Annotated in this window: 14 protein-coding genes; 9 read left to right on the top strand and 5 right to left on the bottom strand. The window is 72.5% G+C overall.

The features are described 5' to 3' along the window. From JAN01S_RS11360 to JAN01S_RS11330, 7 genes are all read left to right on the top strand, one after another. A partial coding sequence (locus tag JAN01S_RS11360; RefSeq protein WP_169797218.1) for a C40 family peptidase occupies window positions 1–411 on the top strand: 411 nt, incomplete at its 5' end. Between the two features lie 129 nt (window positions 412–540). Beyond that, on the top strand, window positions 541–2,280 hold the full coding sequence (locus JAN01S_RS11355) for an AMP-dependent synthetase/ligase (RefSeq protein ID WP_068318226.1): 1,740 nt from the start codon (window positions 541–543) through the stop codon (window positions 2,278–2,280). 44 nt (window positions 2,281–2,324) lie between these two features. Continuing rightward, window positions 2,325–2,966, top strand: coding sequence for a methyltransferase domain-containing protein (locus JAN01S_RS11350; protein ID WP_068318245.1), 642 nt, complete (start codon window positions 2,325–2,327; stop codon window positions 2,964–2,966). A gap of 2 nt (window positions 2,967–2,968) precedes the next feature. Continuing rightward, complete coding sequence (locus tag JAN01S_RS11345; RefSeq protein ID WP_240312427.1) at window positions 2,969–4,171, top strand: winged helix DNA-binding domain-containing protein; 1,203 nt, start codon at window positions 2,969–2,971, stop codon at window positions 4,169–4,171. 118 nt (window positions 4,172–4,289) lie between these two features. Beyond that, window positions 4,290–5,264, top strand: a complete 975-nt coding sequence (locus JAN01S_RS11340) for an intradiol ring-cleavage dioxygenase (RefSeq protein ID WP_068318221.1) — start codon at window positions 4,290–4,292, stop codon at window positions 5,262–5,264. Window positions 5,265–5,372: 108 nt separating this feature from the next. Next, a complete protein-coding gene (locus JAN01S_RS11335; protein ID WP_068318218.1) occupies window positions 5,373–5,795 on the top strand; it encodes an ankyrin repeat domain-containing protein in 423 nt (140 codons plus the stop codon). A 69-nt stretch (window positions 5,796–5,864) separates the two neighbouring features. Then, the gene (locus JAN01S_RS11330; protein ID WP_068318214.1) at window positions 5,865–6,347 is read left to right on the top strand and encodes a cupin domain-containing protein; all 483 of its coding nucleotides are present in this window, start codon (window positions 5,865–5,867) and stop codon (window positions 6,345–6,347) included. A 28-nt stretch (window positions 6,348–6,375) separates the two neighbouring features. Here the strand turns inward: JAN01S_RS11330 and JAN01S_RS11325 are convergent, their stop codons facing one another. The 4 genes from JAN01S_RS11325 to JAN01S_RS11310 form a co-directional block, all read right to left on the bottom strand. Further along, entirely contained in the window at window positions 6,376–8,271 is a 1,896-nt protein-coding gene (locus JAN01S_RS11325) for a hypothetical protein (RefSeq protein WP_157075710.1), read from the bottom strand. Window positions 8,272–8,434: 163 nt separating this feature from the next. After that, window positions 8,435–9,193 carry a HEAT repeat domain-containing protein gene (locus JAN01S_RS11320; RefSeq protein ID WP_068318208.1) on the bottom strand — a complete coding sequence of 253 codons (759 nt, stop codon included), beginning with the start codon at window positions 9,191–9,193 and terminating at the stop codon, window positions 8,435–8,437. A 37-nt stretch (window positions 9,194–9,230) separates the two neighbouring features. Further along, a complete protein-coding gene (locus JAN01S_RS11315) occupies window positions 9,231–10,775 on the bottom strand; it encodes an MFS transporter (RefSeq protein ID WP_068318205.1) in 1,545 nt (514 codons plus the stop codon). Continuing rightward, window positions 10,772–11,362 carry a TetR/AcrR family transcriptional regulator gene (locus JAN01S_RS11310; protein ID WP_244884827.1) on the bottom strand — a complete coding sequence of 197 codons (591 nt, stop codon included), beginning with the start codon at window positions 11,360–11,362 and terminating at the stop codon, window positions 10,772–10,774. The genes JAN01S_RS11315 and JAN01S_RS11310 overlap by 4 nt, the downstream gene beginning before the upstream one ends. A gap of 116 nt (window positions 11,363–11,478) precedes the next feature. On the opposite strand from JAN01S_RS11310, the gene JAN01S_RS11305 reads away from it, so the two are divergent. Together JAN01S_RS11305 and JAN01S_RS11300 are read left to right on the top strand one after the other, a co-directional pair. Then, a complete protein-coding gene (locus JAN01S_RS11305) occupies window positions 11,479–11,823 on the top strand; it encodes a DUF2200 domain-containing protein (protein WP_068318199.1) in 345 nt (114 codons plus the stop codon). A gap of 213 nt (window positions 11,824–12,036) precedes the next feature. Continuing rightward, window positions 12,037–12,309 (top strand): hypothetical protein, encoded by a 273-nt coding sequence (locus JAN01S_RS11300; RefSeq protein WP_068318196.1) that lies wholly within the window; start codon window positions 12,037–12,039, stop codon window positions 12,307–12,309. A 7-nt stretch (window positions 12,310–12,316) separates the two neighbouring features. On the opposite strand, the gene JAN01S_RS11295 is transcribed toward JAN01S_RS11300, so the two are convergent. Further along, window positions 12,317–13,552, bottom strand: coding sequence for an NAD(P)/FAD-dependent oxidoreductase (locus JAN01S_RS11295; protein WP_068318193.1), 1,236 nt, complete (start codon window positions 13,550–13,552; stop codon window positions 12,317–12,319). Window positions 13,553–13,577: the final 25 nt, after the last annotated feature.

Here is a 13,577-nt window from a genome sequence, read left to right as displayed (position 1 = left end):
ACCGGCTCGGCCATGGGCCTGACCGGCTCGACGCGGACGACCACCACCGCGAGCCGCACCAGCACCCGCACGAGCGTCTCCAGCAGCTCGCTGCTCTCGACGGCCGCGAGCCTCGTCGGCACGCCCTACGTCATGGGTGGCACGACGACGTCCGGCTTCGACTGCTCGGGCTTCACCCGCTACGTCTTCGCCCGCCACGGCAAGTCCCTGCCGCGCACGGCCGAGCAGCAGCGCCAGGCCACCACTCCGGTGTCCTCCCCGCGCCCCGGCGACCTCGTCTTCTTCGGGGCCCCGGCTTGGCACATGGGCATCTACGCCGGCAACGGCATGATGTACGACGCCGGCAACCCCCGCGTCGACACGACCAAGCGCAAGATCTGGACGAGCAACGTGACCTACGGCCGCGTCTGACAGACCGCTGCTCCACGACCGGGCCCCGACCGCGCGACGGTCGGGGCCCGGTCATGCGGTGAGTCGGGGCGGCACGTACACTAGGCTTCTACATCCGTAGATCACCGCCAGGAGACGAGGAGGACTGCCGTGACCGGACAGGTTGCCACTGGCGCCCCGTTGACCCTGACCGACGGGGACCTGCTCCCCCTTCGTCCGTGGCGGCACGCCGAGCGCGACCCCGATCATCCGAGCTTCAGCCGGTGGGCCGACGGAGCGTGGCGCACGGTCACCGCCGGCGAGCACCTCGACGCCCTCGTGGCGGCAGCCTGTGGGCTGATCGCCAGCGGCGTCGCCGCGGGCGACCGGGTCGCCCTGATGTCGGACACCCGGTACGAGTGGCTCCTGCTCGACGAGGCGATCTGGAACGTCGGCGCGGGCACCGTCCCCGTCTATCCCTCGTCCTCAGCGAGCCAGCTCGAGTGGATCGTCACCGACTCCGCAGCCCGACTGCTCGTCGTCGAGACCCGCGAGCAGGCCGACCTCGCCGCCGGCCTCGACATCGAGGTCCTCGTCATCGACCAGGACGCGTTGGGCGAGCTCGACCAACGCGGTCACGACGTCGCCCGCGATGAGGTCATCGCGCGACGTGACGCCATCACCTTCGACGACCTGGCCGGTCTCGTCTACACCTCCGGCACCACGGGACGGCCGAAGGGGGTCGTGCTCACCCACCGCCACCTCGGCTCCGAGGTCGCCGGCCTGCTCGCCGCCCCGATCGGATCGGTGGGCACGGACGGCAACCGCATCCTGCTCTTCCTGCCGATGGCCCACGTGCTCGCGCGCTCGGTCGCCTACGTCATCGCCCAGAGCGGAGCCACCCTCGGCTTCTGGTCGGACTTCGGCACGATCACCTCCGCCTTGGGGACCTTCCGCCCGCACATGGTCCTGGGCGTGCCGCGCGTCTTCGAAAAGGTCCACGAGGGCATCCGCGCAGCGGCCGCCGGCGGGCGTCTCTCGTCCGCGGTCTTCACCCGCGGCGCGCAGGTGGCCATCGCCTGGAGCCGCGCGTGCGGCGACGACCTCGCGCCGAAGCACCCGGGCCTCGGTCTGCGCGCCGCCCACGCGGTCTTCGACCGGCTCCTCTACGCCAAGGTGCGGGCCGCCCTGGGCGACGAGTGCGAGTACGCGATCAGCGGGGGCGGCGCCCTCGGCGAGCGCCTCGGCCACTTCTTCCGCGGCGTCGGGGTGCCGGTGCACGAGGGGTACGGCCTGACCGAGACCTGTGCCGCGATCACGGTCAACGGGCCGGGGATCCAGCGCATCGGCACCGTCGGTCCGCCCGTGCCCGGCAACGAGGTCCGGGTCACCGACGCCGGTGAGATCGAAGTCCGTGGCGCGATCGTCACCGACGGCTACTGGGGCAACGAGGAGGCGACCCGTGCGTCGATCGTCGACGGCTGGTTCCGCACCGGCGACCTCGGCTCCCTCGACGAGCAGGGCTACCTGACGATCACGGGTCGGGCCAAGGAGATCATCGTGACCGCGGGCGGCAAGAACGTCTCCCCCGGCCAGCTCGAGGACGTCCTGCGCTCGCACCCGCTCGTCTCGCACGCGATGGTCCTGGGCGACGGGCGTCCCTTCATCAGTGCCCTCATCACCCTCGACCCGACCCAGGAACGTCCCGCCGACCCGCAGGCAGAGCTGCAGGGGGTCGTCGACGAGGCCAATGCCTTGGTCTCCAAGGCCGAGGGGATCAAGCGCTTCGCCGTGCTCGACGAGGACTTCACGGAGGAGTCGGGCGAGCTCACCGCGACCCAGAAGCTCAAGCGTCACGTCATCGAGGAGCGCCACGCGGACGTCGTCGGGCAGCTCTACACGAAGCGCTGACCGTGGCCGCAGACAACTGCGGCGGTCGGTGGCAGGGTGGGCACATGAGCCACCCGCACGACGGCCACGAGCACGCCGCCGGCTTCGACGCCAAGGCAGCCACCTGGGACGACGACCCGGACAAGGCCCGCCAGTCCGGTGAGGTCGCCGCGGCGATCGCCGCGGCGCTCCCTCTTCCCCCGCGGTGCCGGCTGCTCGAGTACGGCGCCGGCACCGGGCTGGTGACCACGGCGCTGCTGCCGCACCTCGTCGAGCCGGAGATCACCGTCGCCGACAACTCCTCGGGCATGCGACAGGTGCTCGCGGACAAGGTCTCCGCCGGCGTGCTGCCCTCGCCGACGCGGGTGTGGGACCTCGACCTGGAGACCCAGACGGTCCCCACCGAGCGCTTCGATCTCGTGCTCACGTCCAATGTCATGCACCATGTGCAGGAGCTCGACCGGGTGCTCGCCGCCTTCGCGCAGCTGCTCGACCACGGTGGGCACCTGTGCCTGGCCGACCTGGACCGCGAGGACGGCAGCTTCCACGACGCCGGCTTCGGCGGGCACCACGGCTTCGCCCGCGAGGACGTCGCCGCGCGGCTCGAGGCCGCAGGCCTGGCGGAGGTGCGGGTCGGCGACGCGGGCCGGGTCGTCAAGCACGGCCGCGACTACTCCGTCTTCCTCGCGGTCGCACGCAGGGCCTGAGGGTGTCCGGGTCGCTGCGACTCATCGACGACCGCGAGCGCCGCGCACGGCTCGCGGTCCGCCACGGACTGCACCCCGAGCACCGCGCCCGCGACCCGCTGGACGCGGCCGAGGCGGTCGTCTGCCTGCACGCGACGGAGGCCGCGACGGTCCACCTGGCCGTCGGTGCGCGGACCGAGGCGGTCCCGCCCTCCTCGGTCGACGACGCGCTCTACGAGCACCGCACGATCGTCAAACAGCTGGCGATGCGCCGGACCCTCTTCGCCTTCCCCCGCGAGCTGCTGCCGGCGGCGCTCGGCGTCGTCATCGGCCGCATCGCGCCCGAGCAGCGCCGTCTCATCGCACGCGATGCGGCCCGCCACGGCATCGCGGACGACGGTGACGCCTGGCTGGACGCCGCCGGCGCCGCCGTCCTCGCCCACCTCTCCGGTGGCAGGGCCCGCAGCGCCAAGGAGCTGCGCGAGGCCCTGCCCGAGCTCGCCGGCGCCATCACCATCAACGAGGACAAGAAGTACGGCGGCACCTTCAACCTCGCGCCACGGGTGCTCACCTGGCTCGGGGCCGAGGGCCGCATCACCCGTGGACCCAACGCCGGCCACTGGCGTCTGTCCAAGCCAGCGTGGACCCTCATGGACGACTGGCTCGGTGGCGCGGTGACGCCACTCCCGCTCGACGAGGCCTACGCGCAACTCGTGCGCCGGTGGTTGGAGCGCTTCGGTCCCGGCACCCTCGAGGACGTCCAGTGGTGGCTCGGCGCGACGAAGGGAGCGACCCGCGCGGCCCTCGCAGCCGTGGGTGCCGTCGAAGTCGCCCTCGAGCGGGACCGCGTCGGATGGGTCCTCCCGGACGATGTCGATGCTGCACCCGAGGTCGGGCCGTGGGCGGCGCTGCTGCCCACCCTCGACCCGACGACGATGGGCTGGCGGGAGCGCGAGCACCACCTCGACCCGGCCCACCGCGAGCTGCTCTTCGACAGCAACGGCAACGGCGGGACGACCGCGTGGTGGGACGGGCGCATCGTCGGTGCCTGGGTGCAGGACGAGGACGGCGTGGTCCGGGTGGTCGAGTGCCCCGGCACGGGCCTCGGGACCGAGGGCCGCGCTGCGCTGGCCAAGGAGGCCGAGCGCCTCACGGCCTGGCTCGACGGCGTACGGATCAGCAATGTCTACAGCTCACGGTTGATGAAGGGCCAGCCGCTCCCGTGACCGGTCCCGGCGCACGGCAGCCGGGCCACGGCCCACAGGCAGCCCTCAGCCCGGCCACAGGTCCGCCCCCGCTGGCCGGGGCAAGGTGTGCGCACCGACCCACCCCGAGGAGCCCACGATGACCCAGCGTCCGCCGACCCACCGCACCTTCGAGGGGCGCCCCCTGCACCGGCCCGACGACGAGCTGGTCGACCAGGGCGCGGCCTTCGACGTCGCTACCCTGCTCACCCGACGGAGGGCACTGGGGGTGCTGGGCCTCGGGTTCGGGTCTGCGGCGCTGGCGGCCTGCGGAGCCGGCGGCTCCGAGGGGACGAGCCCCAGCTCGAGTTCCTCGAGCGCGGGCACCGCGGCGTCCGGCTCCGTCGAGATCCCCGAGGAGACCAACGGCCCCTACCCCGCCGACGGCACCGTCGACGACCTCAACGTCCTGTCCGAGTCCGGGATCGTCCGCCAGGACATCACCACCAGCCTCGACGGCGGGCAGAGCGTCGACGGGGTGCCCCTGACGATGAAGTTCACCGTGACCGACCTGGTGGACAATGCCCCCTTCGCGGGCGCGGCGGTCTACGTGTGGCACTGCGACGGCCAGGGCCGCTACTCGATGTACACGCAGGGCGTCGAGGACCAGACCTGGTTGCGCGGCGTGCAGATCGCCGACGCGGAGGGAGCGGTCAGCTTCACGACGATCGTCCCCGGCGCGTACCAGGGACGGTGGCCGCACATCCACTTCGAGGTCTACCCCGACGTCGACTCGGCGACCGATGTCGACAACGTCATCGCGACGTCACAGGTCGCCTTCACCGAGGACATGCTCCGCGAGGTCTACGCGCGCGACGGGTACGACGGTTCGATCGACAACCTCGAGGGCGTCGGCTCGGTCGAGGACGACGGGATCTTCGCCGACAGCCTGGACCAGCAGATGGCGCAGATCAGCGGGAGCGTGTCGCGGGGCTACACCGCCACCTTGGCCGTCGGCGTCGACACGAGCACCGAGCCGGGCTCCGGCGGCATGGGAGGCGACCCCGGCGGCGGCCAACCGCGGTCCGGTGGGCAGCCGCCGTCGGGTGGGCAGCCGCCGTCGCCCCGCGGCTGAGGGTCGACGCAGCTCACTGCCCGACGCGGCCGTCGATGCACTCGCGCAGCAGGCGACGAAGGGGGCACACCCGGTTTTCGTCGGGTCGTCACGGGCAGACTGGTCGCCATGAGCGACGAGATCGAGGACGCCTACGCCGCTGCGACCGGTGCCGACCGGCCACGTGACGAGGCGGTCGAGCTGGCCCAGCGGTTGCTCGATCTCGCCCGGGCCGGTGACGGCGACTCCCTCCTCCCCTTCCTCGAGGCTGGTGCGCCCGTCGACCTCGCCGACGAGGCCGGCAACACGCTGCTCATGCTCGCGGCCTACCACGGGCACGCCGGACTGGTGCGGGTGCTCGCCGAGCGCGGGGCCGCTGTCGACGAGCTCAACGCACGCGGCCAGTCGCCGCTGGCCGGGGCGGTCTTCAAGGGCGAGCGCGAGGTCGTGTCGGCGCTGCTCGAGCACGGCGCCGACGTCGACAAGGGGACCCCGAGTGCCCGGGCGACGGCCGAGATGTTCGCCCGGACCGACCTGCTGCCGCCGGGGTGACCCCCTTCGTCCCCGGCCGTCCACCGACGACCACGGGACAGGCGCGAGCGACGGTGGTAGACCGGTCTCATGTCGCTCATCCGGCGGTACCCGGCCGACAGCTACTCCGGCGACGGCGAGGTGAGCGCGTGGGTTCGCCGGGCCGACGAGCCGCCGGAGATCACATACCGCAACGGCGGCACCTGCGAGTACCTCGCCCGCGGCGAGCGCACCCAAGGCCGGTTCGGGCTCTACCGGTGGACCTTCGGCGAGACCGAGACCGGACCCGACCCGCACTTCCACCGGGCGATCTCCGAGCAGTTCTACGTCCTCTCCGGACAGGTGCGCATCTTCGACGGGACCGAGTGGGTGACCGCGCAGTCGGGCGACTTCGTCTACGTGCCCGAGGGCGGTGTCCACGGCTTCCGTGGGTCCGACCACGCATCGATGCTGCTGATGTTCGCGCCCGGGGCGCCGCGCGAGGACTACTTCGAGACGTTGGCCCGCGGCGAGGAGATGACCGAGGAGCAGCGCGCCGAGTTCATGGTCCGGCACGACACGTACTGGATCTGACCGGCTGCGCCCCGACGGCTCGACGCGCTCAGCCCGGTGGGGGCACGAGCGCGACGAGCCCACCCGTGACGCCGACGTACATCGACCCGTCGGGGCCGACGTAGGTCGCGGCGTAGTGGTTGTTGACCATCGGGCCGGTGCCGGCGAGCCGGCGCCACATCACGTCGCCGGTGGTGGCGTCGACCGCCGTGAACCACCACGCGTCGATTCCGGCGACGGACTCCCCCTTCGTGTACGTCGCGATGACGCCCGCCGCGGTGCCCTTGGAGACCGTCGACGGGATGCGGATGTCGTCGTTGCTCCACACGGTCTCGCATCCGTCCTCGGTGACGTCGATGCGGACCAGGCCCGGCTCGGTCGACCGGCCGAAGGTGGCGTCGAAGAGGTTGTAGCCGTAGTTGCTCTCGACGAAGAGCGAGTCGCCGATGGCGATGAGGGAGTTGTCGGTCGCGCTGCGGTCAGGAGCGAAGACCGGGACGTGGCAGATCACCCTGTCCCCCACCTGTCGTGCCGTGGTGTCGTACACGACGACGTGCATCCGTGGGTCGGCGTTGTCGGTGATCGCGACGTAGCGCTCACCGGCCATGAGCGTCGGTGTCGTCCCGGAGGCGCGGCTGGTCTGGCCGGGCTTGCGCCGCGTCCCGGCGTCATAGTCCTGTCGCCACTGGACCTGTGGCCGGCCGCCGACCGCCCTGAGGGCCGCGAGCTCCCGGGACGTGACCACCCAGGCCCGCCCGTCGCTGCCGACGGCGAAGGAGTTCTCGATGTCCGCGTCCTCGAAGCGCATCCACTCCGCCCGCCCGGTGGAGGTGTCGAGACTCGCGACCGAGCCGAGCTGCCCGACGACCCAGAGCTGACCCTCGGTGCCCGGCAGCGCCGAGTTGATGCCCTCCCCGTCCCGCAGGCCGTCACCGATGTCGAACTCGTCGACCGGCTCGACCTGCGGCTGCCCCGCGTCGTCGGCCACGGACCAGCGGGTGATCCGACCGTCGGAGGTGGGGAGCACGACCCGCTGCTCGGCGTCGAGCACGGCGTAACCGCCCCCGGCGAAGTTCGTCGCGAAGTCCAGCCGGAAGGGACGGTCGGCGACGTGCCGGCGGGCGAGGACCTCGAGGGTGCGGGGGTCGAGGACGTTGATCGTCACCCGGGTGGCGTTGACGCACACGGCGACGAGCCGGTCGTACTCGTCACGCAGGACGGAGGCACAGACCCCGCCGAGGTGACGACGGATGACCTGCGCGTCACGAGGATCCAGCACCTCCCGGTCGGTGTATGCGTCGCTCATCGCCGCGTCGCCGTGGATGTTGCTGTCGGGGTCGGGGGCCAGGCCGGGGTGCTGCACGGACGGCTCCGCCTCGATCGACCCCCGGGGCTCGGCGCGATCGAAGTCCAGGTCCTGGCTCACCGCGGCCGCGACGGGCGCGACGGGGATCGACCCACGGGTGGCTCCGAGGGCGGCCAGGACGACGAAGCCGCCCACGAGGAGCGCCGCCGTGAATCGACCGACGCGACTGCGACCGAGGTCGCGGGTGCGCTGCGCCCGCGTGCGCACGAGGAGGACGAGGGTCGCCACGGCGACGACGACGAGTGGGATGCCGTGGAGCACGGGCACCGCCGTCGTCATCCCCCGCTGGCCGGGCAGCACCCCGACGAGGACGGCGATGACGGAGACGACGCCGGCACCGGCGTACGCGCCCGGGGTGCGCCGGCGGATTGCCACGGCCACCGCGATCATCGACACCGGCAGCAGAGCGACGACGAAGGGCAGGCCCGACGCGATCGTCGCCGGCAGGTCCGCGCGCAGCGCCTGGGCACCGACCGCCCGCGGCGCAGTGACCAGGTTGTCGATCGTGGCGATCGGTGAGGCGACGAGGAGCGCCTGCAGCACGAGCAGGGCCGGGAGGAGTCGGGGCCGGGAGCGCATGCGCTCCATTGAAGCGTGACCCGACGCGGCCCGAGCGCGCATCTCCCCGGGGAAATGCGCGGGTCCACGCGCAGACGCCCGGGCAAATGCGCGGGTCCACGCGCAGACGCCCGGGCAAATGCGCGGGTCCACGCGCAGGCGCCCGGGCAAATGCGCGGGAGGGTCAGTTGCGCTCGGCGCGGTCGGTGAGCAACCACCCGGCGGTGATCGACAGCCAGGCGTCGTCGCCGTCGCGCAGTCGGTGCAGCACGCCGTCGACCTCCGGCAGGTCGAGGGCGGCCAGCGCCTCGATCGCCGGGAGCACGACCTCCTTGTCGTCGTGCTCGACGATGTGGAGGAGCGCGGGTACCGCGGCCCGCGCGGCGGGGTCACCGATGCCGAGCAAGGCCTCGGCGGCGTGCCGCCGCACCGAGGGCTCGGGGTCACCGAGTCGCTCGGCCAGACCCGCGACGGCGGCCTCGCCCGCCTGCTCGAGGGCCCGGGTCAGCTCACGCCGTCGGAAGTCATCGGTGTCACCGAGGTGGTCGAGGAGCGCGGCGACGGCACCGGGGGTGCCGATGCGGCCCAGGGCCCACCACGCCTTCGCCGCCACGGCGTCGTCCGCGTCGTCGGTGAGCGGAAGGATCTCGGCGACCGACTCGGGACGACGGATCTTGCTCAGGGCGTGCAGGACCTGCACGCGCTGGTCGCCCTGCCCCGCGAGCTCGGCGACGAGCAACGGGTAGGTCGCTTCCGACCGGGTGACGACCGCCCAGGTGAGGGTCTCGCGGACGTAGAAGTCGGGTTCGGCGACGAGCAGGGACACCAGCTCCTGCGCGATCGACGCGTCGGCGTGGGTGCCCAGCCAGAGCGCTGCGCGTTGCCGCACCGACGGGTCGTCGTGTCGGGCGGCCTGCAGGGCCCGGTCGAGGGAGGTGCTCATGGTCGGGACCGTACCCGCCCGCCCCCGGCGGGCCGCCTCAGTGCGTCGAGCCCGAGATGTCCGTCCCCTGGGGCGTCAGCACGAAGACGGCAGCGGCGACGGCGAGCATGAGCACACCCCCGACGAGACCGGCCGTCTGCAGCGACTGGGTGAAGGCGGCTCCGGCATCGGCCGCGAGCGCCGGCAGGCCGAGCTGCTCGGAGGTCGCGACGGCAGCGCCGAGGGAGTCCTGCGCGTGCTGCGCCGCTTCGGGGCCCACCTGCTCGAGGGCCTCCGAGCCGGCGAGCCGGTCGCGGTAGACCAGCGCCGAGATGCTCCCCAGCACGGCGACCCCGAGGGTGCCGCCGAGCTCGTACGAGGTCTCCTCGAGGGCCCCCGCGTTGCCCGCCTTGTCCTCCGGCGAGCCGAGCATGATCATCGCCGAGGCGATGGCCAGCGATCCGGTGCCGGTGCCGACGAGCAGCATGGCGACGAGGACGAGTCGGTAGCTCAGCACGTCGGGGCCGAAGGCGACGGTCAGGAGCCCGACACCGGCCACGGCCAGACCACCAGCGAGGACGGCCCGTGCCCCGAGCACGCGGGCCAGTGGCGGCGCCAGCAACGACGCCGCCGCGGCGGCCAGGGCGACGGGGATGAGCTTGATCCCCGACTCGATCGGACTCGCGTCGTCGACGAGCTGGAGCCACTGCGTGAGCAGCAGCAGCGCGGCGAGCATGGCGAAGGTCGTGCCCAGGGCCGCGACGATCCCGGCGGAGAAGGGGCGGTTGCCGAAGAGGCCGAGGTCGAGCAGCGGGTGCTCGCTGCGCAGGCAGCGCCGGACGAACCAGAACAGGGCGACGAGACCGACGGCCAGCGCCCCGAGCGCGGTCGGGTTGGCGAAGGTCGCCTCCTTGCCGAAGTCCTTGAGCGCCCAGACCACGAGGACCATGCCGACGAGCGAGAGCGCCGCGGCGCGGGCGTCCCACGGACCGGCGTCCGCGACCCGCGACTCGGGCAGGATCAGCAGGCCGGCGCCGATCGCGATGACCATGAGCGGGACGTTGACGAGGAAGGCGGCGTGCCACGAGAAGTGCTCGAGGAGGAACCCGCCGACGAAGGGGCCGACCGCCGCCCCGAGACCGGACACGGCCGCCCAGATGCTCAGGGCGGTGGCCCGCTGGCCGGCGTCGGTGAAGATCACCCGGATGAGCGAGAGGGTGTTGGGCATGATCATCGCGCCGCCGACGCCGAGGAAGACCCGCAGGGCGATGACCGACTCGGCGGTGTCGGCGAGCAGTACGAGCAACGAGGCGACGAGGAAGATCGCGTAGCCGGTCATGAGCATCCGCTTGCGACCGATGCGGTCGGCGATCGCCGCGACCGAGACGAGCAGGCCTGCGAGGACGAGGGAGTAGGCGTCGATGATCCACAGCTGCTGGGTGGCGGTGGGCCGCAGCTGCGCCGACATCTCCGGCAGGGCGATGTTGAGGATCGTCATGTCCATCGTGACGACGAGCAGGCTGGCGCTGAGGACGGCGACGGCCGCCCAGGCGCGGCGGGTGGAGACCGGTTCGGTCACGGAGGTCTGGAGGGTGGTGGTCATCGGGGGTCACTCCCTTCGGGGTGCGGGATGGTCATCAGGGCCCTGATGGCGCGGGCCATGTCGGCGACGGGGATGGGCTCGTCGTGCAGTCCGGCGTGGACGGTGACGCCGTCGAGGTGGACGGCGATCGCCTCCGCGGCCGGGCGCCCGACGTGCGGAGTGAGGATCTCGGTGAGCCGGTCGGTCCAGCGGCGGGCGACGGCCCGGAGCCGGGCGTCGGTGACCCCGAGTCCCATGAGCTCGATCTCGGCGCGCACCTGCCGCTGGTTGACGAGGAACTCGTGCATGAGCGCGGCGAACCTCTCGGGCGCCGAGTCGAGGGGCTCGATCGCCGCAGCGACCTGGGCGAGCTCGAGGTCGACGCCCTCGGCCAATGAGTGGAGCGCGGCGTCGCGCAGCTCGTCGAGCGAGCTGAAGTACTGGGTCGTCGACCCGAGCGAGACTCCGGCCCGGGCTGCGACGGCACGGTGCGTGATCGAGGCGGCGCCCCCCTCGACGATGAGCTCGGCCGCGGCGGCGATGATCGCGCGGCGGCGGCCCTCCGGGTCGCGCCGGCCGGGGGTCGGGGTGGGGTGCTCGGGGGCCACGGGCCCTCCCTTCGTCATGTTGTACGAATGTACATGTACATGTGTACAGGATGGCGAAGGGAGTGGCAAACCGACGCGGGCGGCCGGCGTGAGCCTCGGCGTTCTACCCTGACCGCATGGGCCACCGGATCTTCACCACCGCCGTCGCCGACGTCTACCCGCACTACGTGACGAAGGTCGAGAAGAAGGGCCGCACCGTCGCAGAGCTGGACGAGGTCATCCGCTGGCTGACCGGCTTCGACCAGGAGGCGCTGCAGCAGCACCTGGCCGGTGGGACGACCTTCGAGGACTTCTTCGCCGCCGCGACGCTCAACGCGCACGTCGACCTGATCACGGGGTCGGTCTGCGGGGTCAAGGTGCAGGAGGTGGAGGACCCGCTCATGCGCCGCATCCGCTACCTCGACAAGCTCGTCGACGAGCTGGCCAAGGGTCGGCCGATGGACAAGGTGCTGCGCGGCTGACGAATTCCGGTTGACCGATCCCAAACACCAGATGGATAGTCGAACTATCCAATATCCGAAGGGATCGTCATGGAACCACTCATCGCCCTCGTCGGCACGACGGGTGCCGCTCGCCTCGCCGGCCTCCGGTCACACCCCCTCGCGTGAGACACCGCGCTGCGGTGCGGTGTCGCCGCCATCTTCACGCTCACCGGTGTCGCCCACCTCGTCGGCATGCGCGAGGAGCTCGTCGAGATGGCCCCGCCGGCCCTGCCTGAGCCGGAGCTGCTCGTGGCGATGTTCCCCGCCAATGTCCACCACGCGGCGTCCGCCCCTGACGTGCGCTGGGACGACCAGCTGCTGCCGGCCACGCTGATGCAGGTGGTCTTCGTCGGTGCGACCACGGCCGCGATCGTCCTGCGGCGTCGGGCCCGTCGTGCCGGGACGAAGGGGGCGGACGCCCCCTTCGTCGACGTGGCCCGGTCGGAGCGGGCGACGACGCGGTGACCGGCGCTCAGTCCTCGCGGGTGTCGGCGAGCGCGATCGTCGTGTCGCGCAGCCGGTCGGTCGCCTCGCGACCGACCCAGGCCCGCAGGTGGTCGGTCGCGTCCCAGTCGTTGGTGTGCATCCCCGCCACGACCCGGCCACCCGCGATCATCACCGCGTTGAGCACCCGGGTGGCGTGGTCGCCGCGCACGACGATCTCGTCGTAGCCGTCGCGACCGAGGTGGCCGACGTACTCCATGCCGAGGTCGTACTGGTCGGTGAAGAAGTACGGCTGCCGGGTGTAGGGCGTGGCGTCACCGAGCATGCTGCGGGCGGCGTGGCGGCCCTGCTGGATCGCGGTGTCCCAGTGCTCCACGCGCAGCCGCCCCAGGTCCGGGTGGTCGTGGACGGCGATGTCGCCCGCGGCCCAGATGTGCGGGTCGCTCGTGCGCAGGCGGGCATCGACGAGGACCCCGCGATCGACGTCCAGCCCGGCCGTCTCGGCGAGGGCGGTGTCCGGCTCGGCGCCGATGGCGACGAGGACGAGGCCGGGTCGCACCTCGGTGCCGTCGGAGAGGAGGGCGCGGGCGCCCCCCTTCGAGGCTCCTGCGTCGCGCCTCAGGACACCGCCTTCGTCCCGCTCGAGGGTGGTGAGCGAGGTGTCGAGGTGCAGGTCGACGCCGTGCTCGCGGTGCAGGTCGGCGAAGACGCGGGCCATGTCCTCGCCGATGGGACCGACGAGCGGGAGCGAAGCGCTCTCGACGACGGTCACGGTGCCACCGGCCTGCCGCGCGGCCGAGGCGACCTCGAGGCCGATCCACCCGGCACCGATGATGAGCAGGTGCCCGGCGAGGTGCTCCTTGAGCGCCTGTGACTCCTCGAGCGTGCGCAGGTACGCGACGGGGACGCCGGACTCATCGGCCATCGGCAGGTGCCGCGAGGTGGCGCCGGTCGCCAGGAGCAGTTGGTCGTAGGTGATGGTGCGGCCGTCGACCTCGAAGCTGCGGGCCGCGGTGTCGACGGACTGGACGCGGGCTCCGGTGACCAGCTCGATCCGCTGCTCGTCGTACCAGCCCTGGTCCTTGACCGCGGCGTCGGCGGCGGTGCCCTTGCCGAGGAGGATGTCCTTGGACAGCGGCGGGCGCTCGTAGGGGGCCTGCGACTCGGCGCCGACGAGGACGATGTCGCCCTCGTGGCCCCGGTCGCGCAGCTCGGCGGCGGCGCTGGCGCCGGCGAGTCCGGCCCCGATGATGGCGATGGTCATGGCGTGCTCCTGGCTCGGCTCAGCC

The organism is Janibacter anophelis NBRC 107843 (assembly GCF_001570945.1).
Lineage (GTDB): Bacteria > Actinomycetota > Actinomycetes > Actinomycetales > Dermatophilaceae > Janibacter > Janibacter anophelis.
Note: the sequence above shows the minus strand (reverse complement) of the source record. Positions and strands in the feature narration are given on the sequence as shown.

Coding starts and splice junctions, on each gene's coding strand:
- JAN01S_RS11350 (WP_068318245.1), top strand. CDS start 2,325: ATGAGCCACCCGCACGACGGCCACGAGCACGCCGCCGGCTTCGACGCC.
- JAN01S_RS11340 (WP_068318221.1), top strand. CDS start 4,290: ATGACCCAGCGTCCGCCGACCCACCGCACCTTCGAGGGGCGCCCCCTG.
- JAN01S_RS11335 (WP_068318218.1), top strand. CDS start 5,373: ATGAGCGACGAGATCGAGGACGCCTACGCCGCTGCGACCGGTGCCGAC.
- JAN01S_RS11330 (WP_068318214.1), top strand. CDS start 5,865: ATGTCGCTCATCCGGCGGTACCCGGCCGACAGCTACTCCGGCGACGGC.
- JAN01S_RS11325 (WP_157075710.1), bottom strand. CDS start 8,271: ATGCGCTCCCGGCCCCGACTCCTCCCGGCCCTGCTCGTGCTGCAGGCG.
- JAN01S_RS11320 (WP_068318208.1), bottom strand. CDS start 9,193: ATGAGCACCTCCCTCGACCGGGCCCTGCAGGCCGCCCGACACGACGAC.
- JAN01S_RS11315 (WP_068318205.1), bottom strand. CDS start 10,775: ATGACCACCACCCTCCAGACCTCCGTGACCGAACCGGTCTCCACCCGC.
- JAN01S_RS11305 (WP_068318199.1), top strand. CDS start 11,479: ATGGGCCACCGGATCTTCACCACCGCCGTCGCCGACGTCTACCCGCAC.
- JAN01S_RS11300 (WP_068318196.1), top strand. CDS start 12,037: ATGCGCGAGGAGCTCGTCGAGATGGCCCCGCCGGCCCTGCCTGAGCCG.
- JAN01S_RS11295 (WP_068318193.1), bottom strand. CDS start 13,552: ATGACCATCGCCATCATCGGGGCCGGACTCGCCGGCGCCAGCGCCGCC.